This window comes from Arthrobacter sp. AG1021 (genome assembly GCF_003633665.1).
Lineage (GTDB): Bacteria > Actinomycetota > Actinomycetes > Actinomycetales > Micrococcaceae > Glutamicibacter > Glutamicibacter soli.
Genome location: NZ_RBLB01000008.1, coordinates 170,442 through 187,367, shown reverse-complemented (window position 1 = coordinate 187,367; position 16,926 = coordinate 170,442). Strand labels below are relative to the sequence as shown.

The following is a 16,926-nucleotide window of genomic DNA, read 5'->3' as shown; positions in this document are numbered from 1 at the left end:
CCAGAAACGACAAATGACTTGGGACTCATCCATTGTGAGTCCCAGGCCTGTCGAGATACTTTCCCACCCCCAAGTGAGCATGCATCCAACAAGACAAAATCTCTCCGCGCACCCCCAAGTGCAATTCCTGAACTGCGCCATCCCCATGGCATGAGTTCGTTGTGCGGCTGATTTCGTCTTTCACCAGTTAAGAGTGCTTCACTGCCGCTTCGTGACGCGGTTTTCTAAAAATAACTCTTTCCTTGGGAATGATTCCGCACCACTGTCCGATAAAAATGCATGTCAGAACTCTTTTGCGGATAGGAGAGTTTTTCGAAATTCCACCAAGAATAACTCTCGCAGGATTCAGTCCTTGACGAATTTTTGAGCTTCATCGTTCTGGCATTCCTCCAGAAAGACGTCGAGCGAAGCCACCTGAATGCTTCCCTCCGAGGCCTACGGTTCCATGGTCACCCCATGGCAGTGGTTCACGGATTCAGATAACTTCGCCCGACATGAGTTAAGAGCGGATTCGGTCAAGATCGTGACGGGGATGTCGAAATACAATCGGAAGCTTCTCTTCGGAGGCATCCAGTCACGATTAGGCCCTTGGATGTCCCAGGGCGAAGACCGACGCCACCACCATGATTTTGAATCGAACCTGATCCCTATCGATCAGGAATGAGATATCCCGAAGTCGTAGATACTTACCCATACTGTCGGAAGACGGAGGACAATTAAGTTATGGGTATCAGAGATATTTTCGAGAATGACGACGACTCCCACCGCCTCCCGATTGAAGCACCGGGGCTGAGGGACACCGTCCAAACGACAGGTACATGGGGCGCGGCTATTCAGCGTCAGAAGTACTTCACCGGTCCCCTGGAAGTGCTGACCGAACTCAATAAGCAGATGCCTGCCCAAGACCTGGCCGTCGGGCTAGACCAACTGGCCATGCTTAGCAGGCTCCGCAGCATGCTGGATGCTAGCGAGGCAGTCCTCATGGCGGACACCTACGAACTCTTCGCGCGAGGTGTCGCTCTCCAATCCAACGGCGACAACCGCATTCAAGCAGAGGACGAACCTACCCCTAAACAACTTGCGGAAATGGGTGTCTCCGCCGACGACATTCTGGCGAATTTGTCTGCAGGCTACTATCGCGTCACCCCACATGACCAAGAAATAGCACGCTCCTCGTTTGTTGCCGAAGCATCCATCGCCATGAGAGATACAGACAATCACATTTCCAATAAACTCACCATGGCTGAAGGTTTGCGGCATCTATGCCTTGAAACCTTGAATGCGTTGAGCGCCGGTGAAATTACAACTCAGACCGCGCGCGAGATCATCAAAAATGCTCAGGACCTCGAAACTGAAGACGTGCACCGCATGGAAGAACTCCTGCTGCCATTTGCCAAACACGCCAGCGATTCGGCCGTCCGGCAACGGGCACGCCGGCTTCACGAAAAGATGCACCCGAAGCCAATCGACGAACGCCACAAAGATGCAAAAGAAACTCGGGATCTGCGTTGGTGGATGGAGAAAGACGGTATGGCGGTCGCGCAACTTCGCGGCCCAGCGGAAGATATCATTTCAGTGGTAAACACCGTCGAACATCATGTCGTTTCAAACGTCGATCCCGAAGATCCCCGAACACGCGGTCAATTAAGATACGACACACTGAGGGACGCCTTGCTGGACGGTTGGCCGGAGGGCGGCGGCAGTACGCTGAAAACCAAGGTGGCCGTAACGATTCCGGCTGTCGAGATGCTGGCAGATCCTCGAAAGGCCTTGGCAGACCTCGAAGGATACGGTCCAATCCCGATTGGAACGGCTTTGAAGCTGGCGGCGGATGCCCCGTCGATGCTTCGATTGCTGACTGACCCGTGGAGCGGCGCCGTTATCGACGTCGACCGCAAGAAGTACCGCCCACCGCAAGCTCTTCGAGACCTGCTTAGATTCCGGGATACGCAGTGCCAGTTCCCGGGATGCAACCGCTTGCCAGAGCGATCCGAAGTTGAACACATCGATGACTGGGCCAAAGGCGGCGGAACCAACCGCACCAACACCAAGCTTTGCTGCAAACGACATCAGATGTTCAAGCACGCTTTGGGCTGGAACTACACTTACCTCCCCGATGGCTCAGTCATGTGGCGCACTCCTCATGGGCAGACATGCATCGAAATTCCAGGATCAGTGACGAGCGTTCAGAACTTCGATTTCAACGCAGATCGCACCCCGCAACGTCTCGACATCGAGCTCACAGACCGCGTAAGGAAAGTTCTGGGGTACGAATTCGAAGAACCGCCTGAAGTAGACGCGAACTAGCTCTTGCGAGTTTCCAAAACAGGATTGTTGCCCCGTTCCACAGCCTCACATCGTCGAGCCTACGTATGGATTCAAGGCAGAAAACAACATGTCAATTGACATGTTCGTGTGCTTTGAATTCGGTTCAGCGCCGCGAGTAGTTGCCATCCTCGCATGAACGAATTATTGATTCAATGGACGGCGGCAGTTCGCCTACGGTTTCTGCATTTTCTCTGATCGAGCAAAAGCGACCTGCTAAATGAACAAAAATTCTGTTCATTTCCACCGCGTTATTAGTTGTCGCCGACTCTAGTCATTTGCCGCAACCCTGCAGGGGTTCACCAATATCAGGTTGGACAACTCGCCGCTTTAAGAGCACGGCACACCATCCACCCACATCCCCCGCAGGCACTGTTGTGAACAATTATTCTGTTCACTTTCCGCCATCACGCGCTCTGGATTTGAATTATCGTCATGTTCGGGTCGCATGGATTCCCGAAAGATAGGTCCGGAGTGCTGAGATCCAGAAGTAAGTAGATGCACCGCGTAAATCCAACTCCCTGGCAACAGCGGATTGCAGCATGAGCATTATTTTTGTTCATCGGCAGGACGGGGCTCTCGGATCGCCAATTGCCGGACGTTCCCCAGAGCGTCTCGAATGCACGGCGAACCGGCAGCTCGGGCGCTGGCTTTCCCCACCCGCCCTGCGCATCGCCTGTTTCAGGTGCTACGAGGGATACCTGATATTCGGGCGTCGTGCCGGTCTGCGAAGCGCTCCCACAGGAACTGAACACATTTTCTGTTCATTTTTCACCGGCAGTTCGCTTGTGGTCCATGGCGACGTCTCCACGTATTCGATCCACCACGCCACGATAAAAGCATCTTGGCAGGCACGGGCAAACTGAGATGAACACCGTGGAAATCGCACACAAACCGAGATATTTACCAGGGCCCAATCGACGTTTGGATCGTATGCCTCTAGCTCCTCGCGTTACGGCACCGCGAAGAATTAAATCACTTGTCGAAACCCGCGGAATCGCTGGAGTTCGGAGCCCTTGGTCCGGTCCCGGAAAACAATTGTGGATTGCCATCTTGACAGTCCCTGAGATTGAGAGCACACTGATCGTATACGATTTGATGTACGAGATCATGTACGACGAAAGTGGGCAATTCACCGATGAGCACTCCGATTCCGGTCACCGAGGAAACCTTCAGCCAGGCAGGAAAGGTTCTGGCCGTACACCTGAGCTACTCTTCGCGTGCAGCGCAGCGCGGTCGCACCCCGAAGTTCCCGAGCTACTTCATGAAGGCTTCCAGCTCCCTGGCTGCCACCAACGGCACCGTTGAGCGCCCGGCCGGCACCGAGCTGTTGGCTTTTGAAGGTGAGATCGCACTGATCATCGGCAAGGCAGCCCGCCGCGTCTCCGTCGAGGATGCCTGGAGCTACGTCGGCTCCATCACCGCATCGAACGACCTGGGCGTGCACGACATGAAGTACGCGGACAAGGGATCGAACATCCGCTCCAAGTCCGGCGACGGCTACACCCCGCTGGGTCCTATGGCACTTGACGCCGCTTCGGTCGACCCTGCCAAGCTGCGCGTGCAGACCTGGGTCAACGGCGTCATCGCCCAGGACGCAGACACCTCCGAGCTGCTGTTCTCCTTCGCGCAGATCGTTGCAGACCTGTCCCAGCAGATGACCCTGCTGCCCGGCGACATCATCCTGACCGGCACCCCTGCCGGGTCCACCGTCTTCTTCCCGGGCGACATCGTCGAGGTTGAGGTCACCGACCTCGTCTCCGGTGCCACCACCGGCAAGCTGAAGACCACCGCAGTGGAAGGCACCGCCACCTTCGCTGACTTTGGCAACCAGCCAAAGGTCAACGAAAAGGACAAGGAAGACGCCTACGGCGACCGCGAGTCCGCCGGCCTGGCTCCGAAGCTGACCGGCAAGGACGTGCTGACCGACGCCATCCGCGAGCAGCTGGCCTCCGTCGCGACCGCAACCCTGTCCGGCACCATGCGCAAGCACGGCATGAACAACGTGAACATCGAGGTTTCCGGCGCCACCAAGGGCATGCAGCGCGTGATCGGCACCGCCGCCACCCTGCGCTACATCCCGAACCGCGAAGACCTGTTCAAGGCCCACGGCGGCGGCTACAACATGCAGAAGCAGGCCATCGACGCGGTCAAGGACGGCGAGATCCTGGTCATGGAGGCCCGCGGCGAGACCGGTTCGGCCACTTTGGGCGACATCCTGGCACTGCGTTCGCAGCAGCTCGGCGCCGCGGCCATCATCTCCGACGGCGGCGTGCGCGACCTGGATGCCGTGAGCAACCTGGATATCCCGGTCTTCCACAACGGGCCGCACCCGGCAGTCCTCGGCCGCAAGCATGTGGCCTGGGACCGCGATATCACCGTCGCCTGCGGCGGAGTCTCGGTGCAGCCGGGCGACGTGATCGTGGCCGATTCCGACGGCATCGTGGTGATCCCGCCGGCCATGGTCGAGCAGATCGCCGCCGAGGCGGCGGCCACCGAGGAGAACGACGAGTTCATCTTCGCTATGGTCAAGCGCGGCCACGGCATCGAGGGCCTGTTCCCGATGAACGCCGAGTGGAAGACCAAGTTCAATGCCTGGAAGGATGCAGGCAGCCCGGACCTGGACTCATGGGCGCTGTAATGACCGCTTCCAAGTCCGAGGCCGCCTACCAGCTGGTCTCCGAGCGCATCGTCAATGGCGCCTACTCCCCGGGCTACCGCCTGGTGCTGGGCACCATTGCCGACGAACTGGGCTGCTCCGTGGTCCCGGTGCGCGAGGCGATCCGCCGGCTGGAGGCTGAAGGGCTGGTGCACTTCACCCGCAACGTCGGGGCGACCGTCGCCCACGTGGATTCCACGCTCTACCTGCACACCATGCAGACGCTGATGATCATCGAACCGGCCGCCACCGCACTGGCAGCCGACGCGATGGACGCCGCGTGGCTGGCCGAAGCGCGCAAGCTGAACGATGCGATGCGCCAGTGCCTTGAGGACTTCGATCCGGTCGCGTTCACCCGCATGAACACCGAGTTCCACAAGCTGCTCTACGGCCAGTGCCCTAACCCGCACATCCTGGACCTGGTCCAGCGCGGCTGGCGCCGACTGGCGGCCATGCGGGCCAGCTCCTTCACTCACATCCCGTCACGGGCCAAGGCCAGTGTCCAGGAGCACGAGGCGTTGCTGGAGCTGATCGCGAACCACGCCACCCCGGCGCAGATCGAGACTGCATGCCGCGCGCACCGCGCGAACACGCTGAACGCGTACCTGGCTTCGGCCGGAATGCCGCCCAGCGCCATCTAGAAAACTTATCCCGCACCAATTTTTCACACCGCACGAAAGGAAATGCCCGCTGATGAGCAAGCACTTCGTTCCAGAAAATCTGCCGGCCAAGATCCAGCACTACATCAATGGCGAATTCGTCGATTCCATTGGCGGCGAGACCTTCGAGGTCCTGGACCCGGTGACCAACACCGCGTACACCACCGCCGCAGCCGGCCAGAAGGCCGACATCGACGCCGCCGTGGCCGCTGCCACCGAGGCATTCAAGAACGGCCCATGGCCGAAGATGAAGGCCCGCGAGCGCGCCAACGTTCTGTACAAGATCGCCGACGCGGTCGTCGCCCAGCAGGACCGCCTGGCCGAGATGGAAACCTTCGACACCGGCCTGCCGATCACCCAGGCCAAGGGCCAGGCCCAGCGCGCCGCGGAGAACTTCCGCTTCTTCGCCGACCTGATTGTCGCCCAGCACGACACCGCGTTGAAGGTGCCGGGCACCCAGATCAACTACGTGAACCGCAAGCCGATCGGCGTCGCAGGCCTGATCACCCCGTGGAACACCCCGTTCATGCTGGAGTCCTGGAAGCTCGCCCCGTCGATCGCTTCGGGCTGCACCGTCGTGCTCAAGCCTGCCGAGTTCACCCCGCTGTCCGCTTCGCTGTGGGCCACCATCTTCGAGGAAGCCGGCCTGCCGAAGGGCGTCTTCAACCTGGTCAACGGCATGGGCGAAGACGCAGGCGACGCACTGGTCAAGCACCCGGACGTCCCGCTGATCTCCTTCACCGGCGAGTCCTCCACCGGCCAGCTGATCTTCCGAAACTGCGCCGAGAACCTCAAGGGCATGTCGATGGAGCTGGGCGGCAAGTCCCCTGCCATCGTGTTCGACGACGCCGACTTCGACGCGGCCATCGACTCCACCCTGTTCGGCGTCTTCTCGCTGAACGGCGAGCGTTGCACCGCCGGCAGCCGCATCCTCGTCCAGCGCGGCATCTACGAGAAGTTCGTCGAGGCCTACGCGGCCCGCGCCAAGAACATCAAGGTCGGCGATCCGCACGATCCGGCCACCCAGGTCGGCGCGCTGGTGCACCCTGAGCACTACGACAAGGTCATGAGCTACGTCGAGATCGGCAAGTCCGAAGGCCGCCTGGTGGCCGGCGGCGGACGCCCGGAGAACCTGCCCGAGGGCCAGGAGAACGGCTCCTACGTCGCACCGACCGTGTTCGCCGACGTCGCCCCGGATGCCCGCATCTTCCAGGAAGAGATCTTCGGCCCGGTTGTCGCCATCACCCCGTTCGACACCGACGAGGAAGCCCTTCAGCTGGCGAACAACACCCGCTACGGCCTGGCTGCCTACGTGTGGACCAACGACCTGAAGCGCGCGCACAACTTCGCGCAGGACATCGAAGCCGGCATGGTCTGGCTGAACTCGCACAACGTGCGCGATTTGCGCAGCCCGTTCGGCGGCGTGAAGGCTTCGGGCCTGGGCCACGAAGGCGGCTACCGCTCGATCGACTTCTACACCGACCAGCAGGCAGTGCACATCACCCTGGGCGATGTCCACACCCCGAAGTTCGGCGCCTAACCACAAAATTTCTGCTTGCAAAGGAGCAACCCAATGAGCAACGAAATCCCCAAGCCAGTCGCACCAGCACCGGATATCCTGCGCTGCGCCTACGCTGAACTGGTCGTCACCGACCTGGCCAAGTCCCGCAACTTCTACGTGGACGTCCTGGGCCTGCACGTGTCCTACGAGGACGAGAACCAGATCTACCTGCGCTCCTTCGAGGAGTTCATCCACCACAACCTGGTGCTGACCAAGGGCCCGGTGGCCGCGCTGAAGGCCATGGCATTCCGCGTGCGCACCCCTGAGGACGTCGACAAGGCCGAGGCCTACTACCAGGAGCTGGGCTGCCGCACCGAGCGCCGCAAGGACGGCTTCGTCAAGGGCATCGGCGACGCCCTGCGCGTCGAGGATCCGCTGGGCTTCCCGTACGAGTTCTTCTTCGAGACCACCCACGTCGAGCGCCTGCACATGCGCTACGACCTGTACTCGGCCGGCGAGCTGGTCCGCCTGGACCACTTCAACCAGGTGACCCCGGACGTTCCGCGCGGCCGCAAGTACCTCGAAGACCTGGGCTTCCGCGTCACCGAGGACATCCAGGACGACGAGGGCACCACCTACGCAGCCTGGATGCACCGCAAGGGCACCGTGCACGACACCGCGCTGACCGGCGGCAACGGCCCGCGCCTGCACCACGTGGCCTTCTCCACCCACGAGAAGCACAACATCATCCAGATCTGCGACAAGATGGGCGCCCTGCGCATCTCGGACCGCATCGAGCGCGGCCCGGGCCGCCACGGCGTGTCCAACGCGTTCTACCTGTACATCCTGGATCCTGACGACCACCGCATCGAGATCTACACCCAGGACTACTACACCGGCGATCCGGACAACCCGACCATCACCTGGAACGTCCACGATAACCAGCGCCGCGACTGGTGGGGCAACCCGGTTGTGCCTTCGTGGTACACCGAGGCCTCCAAGGTCCTGGACCTGGACGGCAACGTGCAGGAAATCATCGAGCGCACCGACGACTCCGAACTGGAAGTCACCATCGGCGCCGACGGCTTCTCCTACACCCGCGCCGGCGACGAGGACGGCTCGTACCACGGCCAGGCTTCGAAGGGCTTCAAGCTGGGCAACCAGCTCTAAACCCTTCGCGCGAATGCAGCCCTTCCCTGGCTGCTACGTGAAGAACTGCGGTTCGCACACTGTGCGAACCGCAGTTCTTTTTTGCATCCCGGGGCCCGCAATCCCGGGCGGCTCAGGATTCCAGCGGGGCCAGCCGCCCGATCTGACGGCCCTGCGCGTCGCTGATGACCAGCTGCCCGTCGACCTGACGCGCGCTGGCCAATCTTGAGAGCCAGGTGTCCACCCCCTGGCAATACATCATGGTGCTGGCCATCTGCGAGAACAGATAGCCGTCCCCCTCACGGCTCCACGAGCCCATGAGCCGGTTGCAGCCATCCGAACCGCTGGCCCGGCCGTCTTCCCAGAGCACCAGCGAGGGCTGTCCTGCGGCCTCGCTCCCCCACTGCGCGATCATCTTTTCATCCATACCACCGAGGGTAGTCCCCGTGCCCGGGCTTCCGCCGAATCGACCCCGGGTGTCGCACCGACTTGCTAGCGTGGGACCCAGGAGAAATTAATTCTGCATCCCAAGCCCCGGCATCCCAAACCCGGGCAACCCAGCAGGAGCGCAATGGACAACCGGCAGCCGGCAACAAGCCGGGAAGACGTGGTGGCGTTGGCCCGCGCCATCGCCGCCAAGGCCCACCAGGGCCAGACGGACAAGCTCGGCGCCGCCTATATCGGCCACCCGGCCCGGGTCGCCGAGCATGCCCGGCACCTTGGCGGCGACGAGTACGCGGTGGCCGCGGCGTGGCTGCACGACGTCATCGAGGACTGCGAGGTGAGCGCCACGGACCTTTCCGCAGCCGGCATCCCCCGGGAGGTCTGCGATGCCGTGGTGCTGCTGAGCAAACGGCCCGGGCAGAGCCTGGAAGAGTATTGCACCGGGGTGTTGGCCAACCCGCTGGCGCTGCTGGTCAAGCGCGCCGACCTGGCCGACAACACCGACCCGGAACGCACCTGCCTGCTGCCGGAGCACACCCGGGCGCGGCTGGCGGCCAAGTACGCGCGCACTGCGCAGCTGCTGGGTGTTCGTCCGGAACATTGACGCAGGAGCATTGACTTTGTGATGCTTTGGGCAAGACTGGGAGCATGGCCCAGCAATCGCACGAGGGATACCGGGATCGCAGCCATGCCGGCGCCGCGCTGGGCATGGCGCTGGCCAGCGAGCTGCCCGCCGGCAACTACACGGTGCTCGGGCTGCTGCGCGGCGGGGTGCCTGTCGCGTCCGAGGTCGCGCGCAGCCTGGGCGGACGGCTCGGGGCGCTGGCGGTGCGCAAGCTCGGGGTGCCGAGCAACCCGGAAATCGCCTTCGGCGCGATCGCCAGCTACGGGATGGCGTCCGGACGCTACCTCGACCAGGAGATCCACCGGCGGGCGCTGCGCTACTTCGGTGAATCCGAACTGGAATCCGTGGAATTCCGCGCCACCCGGGAGCTGATGGAGCTGGCCGGGGAGTTCAAGCCCTACGACCCGGATCTGGCAGGGCAGCAGGTCTTGGTGTGCGACGACGGCATCGCCACCGGCTCCACGATGCTGGCCGCGCTGGATCTGGTGTGGCGGCTGAAGCCCAAGCTGGTGGTGGTCGCGGCCCCGGTGGCCCCGTCGGACCTGGTGCAGAACTTGGCTTATCCGGCCGACCAGGTGGTGATCGCCTGGCAGCCGCCGGACTTCCGGGCGGTCGGCGCCCACTACCAGGACTTCGCCCCGGTGCAGCGCGAGGAGGCGCTGCGGCTGCTGCGCGCGGCAGGGAATTAGGCAGTGCCGGCAACCCACCTAGAATTGAGTCCATGACTGCAACGCTCGTCGCCAAGGACCTCGCCGGCGGCCACGCCCACCGTACCCTCTTCGCGCACCTGGATTTCACCGCCGCCCCGGGAGATGTGTACGGGGTGGTCGGGGTGAACGGCGCAGGCAAGAGCACGCTGCTGCGCCTGCTGGCAGGGGTGGACGAACCCCAGGGCGGCTCGGTGTCCACCGCCCCGGACGGCGCGTTCATCGGCTGGCTGCCCCAGGAGCACGAGCGCTTCGCAGGCGAGGACATCGCCGCCTACCTGGCCCGGCGCACCGGCTGCGCCCAGGCGACCGGGGCCATGGAAGCCACCGCGCAGGACATGGCCGAGGGCAAACCAGGGGCGGACGACGCCTACGCGGCGGCCTTCGAGACCTGGATGGCCTCCGGCGCCATGGACCTGGAGGACCGGATCCCAGAGACCCTGGCGGAGCTGGGCTTCACGCTGCCGCTGGACACCCAGACCGCGGCGCTGTCCGGCGGGCAGATGGCGCGCGTCGCGCTGGCCGCGCTGCTGCTCTCCCGCTTCGACGTGGTGCTGCTCGACGAGCCGACCAACGACCTCGACCTGGCCGGGCTTCAGCGCCTGGAGCAGTTCATCATGGCGCTGCGCGCCCCGGTCATGCTGGTCTCGCACGACCGCGAGTTCCTGGCCCGCTGCACCACCGGGATCATCGAACTCGACCTGGCGCAGAACCAGGTCGCCGTCTACGAGGGCGGCTACGACTCCTACCTGGAGGAGCGCGCCGTGAACCGCCGGCACGCGCGCGAGGCCTACGACGAGTACGCCGGGAAGAAGGCGGATCTGGTGGCGCGCGCCCGGACCCAGCGCGAGTGGTCCTCGCAGGGTGTGCGCAACGCGATGCGCAAGGCCCCGGACAACGACAAGATCCGCCGCCGCGCCAACAGCGAATCCTCCCAGAAGCAGGCAGCCAAGGTGCGGCAAATGGAATCGCGGATTGCCCGGCTCGACGAGGTGGCCGAACCGCGCAAGGAATGGGTGCTGCAGTTCTCCATCGCCGACGCCCCACGCGGCTCCTCGGTGCTGTGCACGCTGAACCAGGCGCAGGTTTCGCTGGGCGGTTTCGCGTTCGGCCCGGCCAGCGTGCAGGTCAACGCCGGTGACCGGATCGGCATCACCGGCCCGAACGGCGCGGGCAAGTCCACGCTGCTGAACCTGCTGCTCGGCCGGCTGGCCCCGGACGCCGGAAGCTCGGTGCTGGGCGCCTCGGTGCTGATCGGCGAGATCGACCAGGCGCGCAGCCAGCTGCCGGCGCAGCTTCCGCTGGGCGAGGCCTTCGAAGCGGCGGTGCCGGAGTACTCCTCGGCGGAGGCCCGCACGCTGCTGGCCAAGTTCGGGCTCAAGGCGGAGCAGACCGCCTCGCCGGTGGGCAAGCTCTCCCCCGGCGAACGCACCCGCGCCTCGATGGCGCTGCTGCAGGCGCGCGGCGTGAACCTGCTGGTGCTCGACGAACCCACCAACCACCTTGACCTGCCCGCCATCGAGCAGCTCGAAGAAGCGCTGGAGGCCTACCAGGGCGCGCTGCTGCTGGTCACCCACGACCGGCGCATGCTCCAGAACGTGCGGCTGGACGCGCGCTGGCAGGTGCAGGACGGGCAGCTGACCGCCGCCTTCTAGCTCGGCCGCGTCATCGACCAGCGGGCGCTCAGCAATCTGCCGTACAGTGAAACGCAGAGGAGCCGAGACTTTCAGTTCTTTACGACTGAGACGTCGACAGCTGCCACACCCAAGGATCCAACTTGAGTAGCACTCCCGTTTTGCCATCGCCCGCTCCCTCGGTGCGGCCCGGAGACCCCAAAAGCTTTTTCCACGTCAAGAAACTGGTCGGCGAAGCCGGGCTGATCCGCCGCCGACCCGGGCATTACCTGGGCATCGGCATCGTGCTTGCCGCGTTGCTGGCGGGCACCGTGGCAGGCATGCTGCTGCTGGGCGAGAGCTGGTTCCAGCTGCTCATGGCCGCCGCGCTTGGCCTCTTGCTCACCCAGTTCGCCTTCCTGGCCCACGAAGCGGCGCACCGCCAGATCCTGGCTTCCGGCAAAACCAACGACAAGCTCGGCCGCTTCCTGGCCAACTTCGTGGTCGGCATCAGCTACCAGTGGTGGATGAACAAGCACAGCAAACACCATGCAACTCCGAACACCATCGGCAAGGACCCGGACATCGAATGGGACACCATCTCGTTCCAGCCGGCCGACGCGAAGCGCCAGCGCGGCCTGCTCAAATGGATCACCCAGCGCCAAGGCTACCTGTTCTTCCCGCTGCTGACCTTGGAAGGGCTGAACCTGCATCTGCAGTCCATCAAGTACCTGTTCGTCGGCCAGAGGGTGAAGCACCGCCGCCGCGAACTGATCTCGATCGGCCTGCGCATTGCCCTGTACCTGGGCGCCGTCTTCTTCCTCTTGCCGATGGGCATGGCCTTCGCCTTCCTCGGCGTGCAGCTGGCGGTCTTCGGCATCTACATGGGCGCCTCGTTCGCGCCCAACCACAAGGGCATGCCGCTGGTGCCCACGGACGCCCGCATCGACTTCTTCTCGCGCCAGGTGCTCACGGGACGCAACGTGTTGGCTCGCTCCAGCTTCGGCAACAGCGTGCTTTCGCACGTCTACGGCGGGTTGAACTACCAGGTGGAGCACCACTTGTTCCCCTCGATGCCGCGCGCCAATCTGGCAGGGGTTTCAAGGATCGTGCGCAGCTACTGCGCCGAGCACCGGATCCCCTACACCGTGGCCAGCGTCCGCGAGTCCTACGCCCAGGTCATCTCCTACCTGAACAAGGTCGGGCTTTCGGGCCGCGACCCGTTCGAGTGCCCCATGATTTCCGGATACCGCAGCAGCTAGGGACCAGATGGACCCTGCCCGGCTACTTGCTGCGTGTGAGCGTGCCGATCTGGTCGCCCTTGGCATCCGAGAAGGTCATCTTGTCGCCGGAGATCGTTGCGGTGGCGGCCCCGCCGAGCCAGGAATCGACGCCCTCGCAGTACATCTGGGTGCTGCCCATGGCGCCGAAGTCCACGGTGCCGTCCTTTTCGGTCCACTGGCCGATGAGGTTGTTGCACCCGTCGCTGCCGCTGATCTTGCCGTCGGAGCCGAGGTTCATCCACGGTTGGCCTTCGGCCTCCGTGCCCCAGGTGCCGTCCGGGCTCGCCGGGGCCTGTTCGGCCGGGCCGCTGCTCGATCCGCATGCGGCCAGGCCCAGCGCCAGCGCTCCTGCTGCCATCAATCCTGCAAGTCGTTTCATGTCTTTCAGCTTAAGCCACGCTTAGCGCGCTGACCAGTGCAATCGCAGACCCGGAGCGTCGTTTCGGCCAGCGGTGCCAGCCCTGCTATTGAGGCTGGGCTCCGTGATGGTCGTGGCGCCAGTCGGCCACGGCGACCCAGAGCGTGGCGATCACCAGCAGGCCCGTGGCGGCGGAGGACAGCGTCATCGCCAGTGGGTAGCCGACAACCTGGTTCATGCCGTAGAACACGGCGGTGATGACCGCGATGCCCACGGCGGTGCCCACGCGCTGCGAAGTCTGCATCAGCCCGCCGGCGGAGCCAGAGTTCTGAACGGGTACCTCCATCAGGGTCAGTGCCTGGTTCGGGGAGATGATGAAGCCCTGGGCGGCGCCGATGAACGCCAGCGAGAGCAGCATCCACCAGATGCTCACGATCCCGCGCGCTTCCAGCTCGACCACGGCCACCGTGGCGACCAGCCCGAACAGCGCGCTGAGCGTGCCGCCGATGACCAGACGGCGCCCGGCGGTCATCACGTAGCGGCCGGCGACGTTCGAGCTGAGCGCCGAGAGCAAGGCCGCTGGCAGCGCGATCAGCCCTGCCTGCAGCGCGCTGAAGCCCAGCGCCTGCTGGGTGTAGACGGCCACCAGCACCCAGACGCTGGACACGCCCATGAAGTACAGGCCGGCGATTACTGTGCCGTTGGTGAAGCTGCGCACCCTGAACAGCGCCAGGTCCACCATCGGGGCCGCGCCGCGCGCCTTGTAGCGTTTCTCCCATGCGATCCACAGCAGCATGAACAGCAGCGCCACCGGCAGCAGGGCCCACAGCCACGGGTTCTCGCGACCCTGCACGAACGGGAAGAGGAAGGCGAAGATGCCCAGCGCCAGCAGCAGCCCGCCCACCGGATCCAGATCGAGCCGACCGGAGGGTTTGGTGAACAGCGGACGCGGCAGCCAGATGACTGCCAGCAGCAACGCGATGATCCCGATCGGCACGTTGATCAGGAACGTGGAGCGCCAGCCTGCCTCGGCCCCCAGCCAGTTGATCAGCGCCCCGCCCATCACCGGGCCGATGGCCACGGAGAATCCGATGACCGTGCCCAGCAGCCCGTAGGCCCGTCCGCGTTCCGCGCCGGTGAAATGCTGCTGGATCAGGCCCATGACCTGCGGGTTGAGCAGGCCGGAGCCGACGCCCATGACGAAGCGGGCGATGTTCAGCATCAGCGGGTCGGCGGCCAGCCCGGCCAGCACGGAAGCCAGCGTGAAGATCACGACGCCGGCGATGAACATCATGCCGCGGCCCAGCAGGTCCCCGGCACGCCCGGCGGCTACCAGCACTACGCCGAAGGTCAGCGCGTAGCCGGCGAGCACCCACTGCATGTCGGCCTCGGTGGCCTGCAGGGTGGTTTCGATCGAGGGAAGCACCACGTTGACGATGCTGACCGAGACCAGCGACATGAACATGACGGCCAGCAGCACACCGAGCAGCTTCCAGCGTCCGGCCGGCGAAAGCACCCCAGGCGCCGGAATGGCGGCTGCGGCGGGCGCAACCTCGGCAGCCAACGGGGGGTCTTGCGGGGGCTGGATGGCAGGCATGGCAACTTTCGGACAACGGCTGGCGGAGCTGGTTCGGTGCGCGCCGAAGCCGCCGGGCGGTTCATGGCACGCGCTGGGTATAGCGTCCGGAGGCACCGGGATATTCCCCGCACCTGCTGCGGGGCTGGCGTTTGCTCTGGTCAGTCAGCGGCTGGCAGCGCGTCCAGCATTCCCTGGATGGAGAGGATGCGCAGCTGGAGCAGCTCTTCGAACAGGTCGTCGCTGTCCATGCGCGGCTGTTTCAGGGATTCGCGTACCAGCGGGGCCTCGGCCTCCGGGTAGCGCTCCAGCCAAGCCTGCGGCACCACACGGGAGATGTAGTCGTTCCGGTCTTCCGGGACACGGTCCAGGAAGTAGTCCGCCTGCAGGGCAAATGACATGATGTCGCGGCTGAACGCCCGGATCAGGGTCAGCGCCTGCGGCATCTCGAAGCCCATGTCCGTGTAGAACCGCAGCAGCCGTTCCATCATCTCGATGTAGCGCGGTCCGCCGTCCACCTCCACGCGCTCGGAGATCGGAACCACCGCAACCAGCGGATAGGTGCGGTACAGCGCTCGGCTGACCCGGTAGAACTTGCGCACGGTGTCACGCCAATTGACCGGGTCGAACTCCAGCAGCGGCGTGCTGCGGATGAAAAGCTCCACCGCCATGTTCACGACCTCCTGCCGGTCGCTCACGTAGTTGTACAACGCCCGCGAGGTGGCCCCGAACCGTCCCGCCAGGCCGTTCATGGTCAGCGCGGTAAAGCCTTCGGAACCGATGATCTTCAACGCTTCGGAAGCGATGGCTTCCTTGGTGATGGGAACCTGGGAGGCGTCCTTGCGCGGGCGTCCCCGCCCCCGCTTCACCGGAGTATCGTCTTCAGTGCGATCCACGTCGCTCATCTGGCTACCCTTTCACGGTGTTCATTGTCCATCATCCGGCAACGACCCCTGGTTACAACAGCGCCAGCAGGTTTCGCGCCCGTTCATGCCACATGCCGGCGGCCAGGGCCAGGTGGCCGCCGGCGAAGGACATCGCCCCGGCAAGCCACGGCCACAGCAGCGGCGCTTCGTAGGTGGTCGGCAGCGCCGCGATGAAGCCCGCGACCATGACCAGCAGGCCGGTGGCGATCAATCCGATGTGGCTCCAGCGCCGCCGCAGCGGAAGCAGCAGCGCCAGGGCCGCAAGCGCCGCCGCCGGAACAAGGATCAGCCACGCATTCCCGGTGAAGCCCTGTAGGCCACGGTAGGTCGTGTAGCCGATGGCCGCAAGCAGGGCCGCGGAAGCGCAGATCAGCCAGGCCGGACCGGGGCTGGCCATGGATCCGCGCATCATCAGCAGCGGGGTAAACACCTGCGCCCAGAGCAGCACCGCCAGCGGGAGGAGGAACGCGCCCAGGCTCGCCAGTCCCAGTACGCAGGCGGCGGTGGTCGCCAACGCTCCAATGACCTGCAGGATCAGGCCGGGAATTCCGTGGACAACCAGCGGCAGCAGGCTGAAGAGCACCGGGATGAAGGCGAAAATCATCACCGCGGAGCCCAGCGACAATTCCAGCTCGGCTAGGGTGCCGAAGATCGTGCCGTCGACGTAGCCGAAGGACAACGGCTCGGCGAGCGCAACAAATTGCGAACCGAGCACCAGCAGCGCGGCGGTGAGCACCGACAGCGCGAAGATCGGCCAGGCCAGAATGCGGGTCAGGAATTGGCGGCCGCTGCTGACCTTCAGCACCGTTGGTTCGGTAGGGGTGAACCCGGCGGCGACCGCAGCCGGCTCCCCCAGGCGGCGCAGCAGTTCGGACTTGCGCCGGCCCTTGCCGGGTAGCCGGGATATCTGTTCGCGGGTATGTGCAAGGATCTCGGTGCGCTCGGCGTCGGAAAGAAAACTCAATTCCCGACGCAGCTGTTCAAGATAGTTGCGCGCGGCCCGCGGCAGATGAGATTGCATCCATCCAGCTTACGTGGCCAGCCTGAGAGTTGGCGATCGTCTGGCGGTTCGCGCGGCGCGCTCCAGCTGCACGGGGGCGA

General features: G+C 64.1%; 14 protein-coding genes. 9 read left to right on the top strand and 5 right to left on the bottom strand.

Features of this window, described 5'->3' with window-relative positions:
- The first annotated feature begins 723 nt into the window (after positions 1–723).
- The 5 genes from DFO58_RS09365 (at position 724) to hpaD (ending at position 8,314) form a co-directional block, all read left to right on the top strand.
- Positions 724–2,307 (top strand): HNH endonuclease signature motif containing protein, encoded by a 1,584-nt coding sequence (locus DFO58_RS09365; RefSeq protein WP_120990341.1) that lies wholly within the window; start codon positions 724–726, stop codon positions 2,305–2,307.
- Positions 2,308–3,463: 1,156 nt separating this feature from the next.
- Positions 3,464–4,966, top strand: coding sequence for a fumarylacetoacetate hydrolase family protein (locus DFO58_RS09360; protein WP_113607875.1), 1,503 nt, complete (start codon positions 3,464–3,466; stop codon positions 4,964–4,966).
- On the top strand, positions 4,966–5,625 hold the full coding sequence (locus DFO58_RS09355) for a GntR family transcriptional regulator (protein ID WP_047118798.1): 660 nt from the start codon (positions 4,966–4,968) through the stop codon (positions 5,623–5,625). The genes DFO58_RS09360 and DFO58_RS09355 overlap by 1 nt, the downstream gene beginning before the upstream one ends.
- A 52-nt stretch (positions 5,626–5,677) precedes the next feature.
- Positions 5,678–7,183, top strand: coding sequence for a 5-carboxymethyl-2-hydroxymuconate semialdehyde dehydrogenase (hpaE, locus tag DFO58_RS09350; protein WP_047118797.1), 1,506 nt, complete (start codon positions 5,678–5,680; stop codon positions 7,181–7,183).
- A gap of 33 nt (positions 7,184–7,216) precedes the next feature.
- Positions 7,217–8,314 carry a 3,4-dihydroxyphenylacetate 2,3-dioxygenase gene (gene hpaD, locus DFO58_RS09345; protein WP_047118796.1) on the top strand — a complete coding sequence of 366 codons (1,098 nt, stop codon included), beginning with the start codon at positions 7,217–7,219 and terminating at the stop codon, positions 8,312–8,314.
- A gap of 112 nt (positions 8,315–8,426) precedes the next feature.
- On the opposite strand, the gene DFO58_RS09340 is transcribed toward hpaD, so the two are convergent.
- On the bottom strand, positions 8,427–8,720 hold the full coding sequence (locus DFO58_RS09340; protein ID WP_047118795.1) for an META domain-containing protein: 294 nt from the start codon (positions 8,718–8,720) through the stop codon (positions 8,427–8,429).
- Positions 8,721–8,864: 144 nt separating this feature from the next.
- Between DFO58_RS09340 and DFO58_RS09335 the strand changes: the two genes are divergently transcribed.
- The 4 genes from DFO58_RS09335 to DFO58_RS09320 all read left to right on the top strand — a co-directional run bounded on the left by DFO58_RS09335 (position 8,865) and on the right by DFO58_RS09320 (position 12,944).
- Positions 8,865–9,341 carry an HD domain-containing protein gene (locus tag DFO58_RS09335; RefSeq protein WP_120990338.1) on the top strand — a complete coding sequence of 159 codons (477 nt, stop codon included), beginning with the start codon at positions 8,865–8,867 and terminating at the stop codon, positions 9,339–9,341.
- A gap of 44 nt (positions 9,342–9,385) precedes the next feature.
- On the top strand, positions 9,386–10,051 hold the full coding sequence (locus tag DFO58_RS09330; RefSeq protein ID WP_120990337.1) for a phosphoribosyltransferase family protein: 666 nt from the start codon (positions 9,386–9,388) through the stop codon (positions 10,049–10,051).
- 32 nt (positions 10,052–10,083) lie between these two features.
- On the top strand, positions 10,084–11,724 hold the full coding sequence (locus DFO58_RS09325) for an ABC-F family ATP-binding cassette domain-containing protein (RefSeq protein WP_120990335.1): 1,641 nt from the start codon (positions 10,084–10,086) through the stop codon (positions 11,722–11,724).
- Between the two features lie 122 nt (positions 11,725–11,846).
- Positions 11,847–12,944: an acyl-CoA desaturase gene (locus DFO58_RS09320; protein ID WP_120990333.1), complete on the top strand. Its 1,098-nt coding sequence runs from the start codon at positions 11,847–11,849 to the stop codon at positions 12,942–12,944.
- A 22-nt stretch (positions 12,945–12,966) separates the two neighbouring features.
- On the opposite strand, the gene DFO58_RS09315 is transcribed toward DFO58_RS09320, so the two are convergent.
- From DFO58_RS09315 to DFO58_RS09300, 4 genes are all read right to left on the bottom strand, one after another.
- Positions 12,967–13,344, bottom strand: coding sequence for an META domain-containing protein (locus DFO58_RS09315; RefSeq protein ID WP_047118789.1), 378 nt, complete (start codon positions 13,342–13,344; stop codon positions 12,967–12,969).
- Positions 13,345–13,429: 85 nt separating this feature from the next.
- Positions 13,430–14,920: an MFS transporter gene (locus tag DFO58_RS09310; protein ID WP_120990332.1), complete on the bottom strand. Its 1,491-nt coding sequence runs from the start codon at positions 14,918–14,920 to the stop codon at positions 13,430–13,432.
- Positions 14,921–15,060: 140 nt separating this feature from the next.
- Complete coding sequence (locus DFO58_RS09305; RefSeq protein ID WP_120990330.1) at positions 15,061–15,804, bottom strand: TetR/AcrR family transcriptional regulator C-terminal domain-containing protein; 744 nt, start codon at positions 15,802–15,804, stop codon at positions 15,061–15,063.
- A gap of 52 nt (positions 15,805–15,856) precedes the next feature.
- Complete coding sequence (locus DFO58_RS09300; RefSeq protein ID WP_147407235.1) at positions 15,857–16,846, bottom strand: hypothetical protein; 990 nt, start codon at positions 16,844–16,846, stop codon at positions 15,857–15,859.
- Positions 16,847–16,926: the final 80 nt, after the last annotated feature.

Coding starts and splice junctions, on each gene's coding strand:
- DFO58_RS09365 (WP_120990341.1), top strand. CDS start 724: ATGGGTATCAGAGATATTTTCGAGAATGACGACGACTCCCACCGCCTC.
- DFO58_RS09360 (WP_113607875.1), top strand. CDS start 3,464: ATGAGCACTCCGATTCCGGTCACCGAGGAAACCTTCAGCCAGGCAGGA.
- DFO58_RS09355 (WP_047118798.1), top strand. CDS start 4,966: ATGACCGCTTCCAAGTCCGAGGCCGCCTACCAGCTGGTCTCCGAGCGC.
- hpaE (WP_047118797.1), top strand. CDS start 5,678: ATGAGCAAGCACTTCGTTCCAGAAAATCTGCCGGCCAAGATCCAGCAC.
- hpaD (WP_047118796.1), top strand. CDS start 7,217: ATGAGCAACGAAATCCCCAAGCCAGTCGCACCAGCACCGGATATCCTG.
- DFO58_RS09340 (WP_047118795.1), bottom strand. CDS start 8,720: ATGGATGAAAAGATGATCGCGCAGTGGGGGAGCGAGGCCGCAGGACAG.
- DFO58_RS09335 (WP_120990338.1), top strand. CDS start 8,865: ATGGACAACCGGCAGCCGGCAACAAGCCGGGAAGACGTGGTGGCGTTG.
- DFO58_RS09330 (WP_120990337.1), top strand. CDS start 9,386: ATGGCCCAGCAATCGCACGAGGGATACCGGGATCGCAGCCATGCCGGC.
- DFO58_RS09325 (WP_120990335.1), top strand. CDS start 10,084: ATGACTGCAACGCTCGTCGCCAAGGACCTCGCCGGCGGCCACGCCCAC.
- DFO58_RS09315 (WP_047118789.1), bottom strand. CDS start 13,344: ATGAAACGACTTGCAGGATTGATGGCAGCAGGAGCGCTGGCGCTGGGC.
- DFO58_RS09310 (WP_120990332.1), bottom strand. CDS start 14,920: ATGCCTGCCATCCAGCCCCCGCAAGACCCCCCGTTGGCTGCCGAGGTT.
- DFO58_RS09305 (WP_120990330.1), bottom strand. CDS start 15,804: ATGAGCGACGTGGATCGCACTGAAGACGATACTCCGGTGAAGCGGGGG.
- DFO58_RS09300 (WP_147407235.1), bottom strand. CDS start 16,846: ATGCAATCTCATCTGCCGCGGGCCGCGCGCAACTATCTTGAACAGCTG.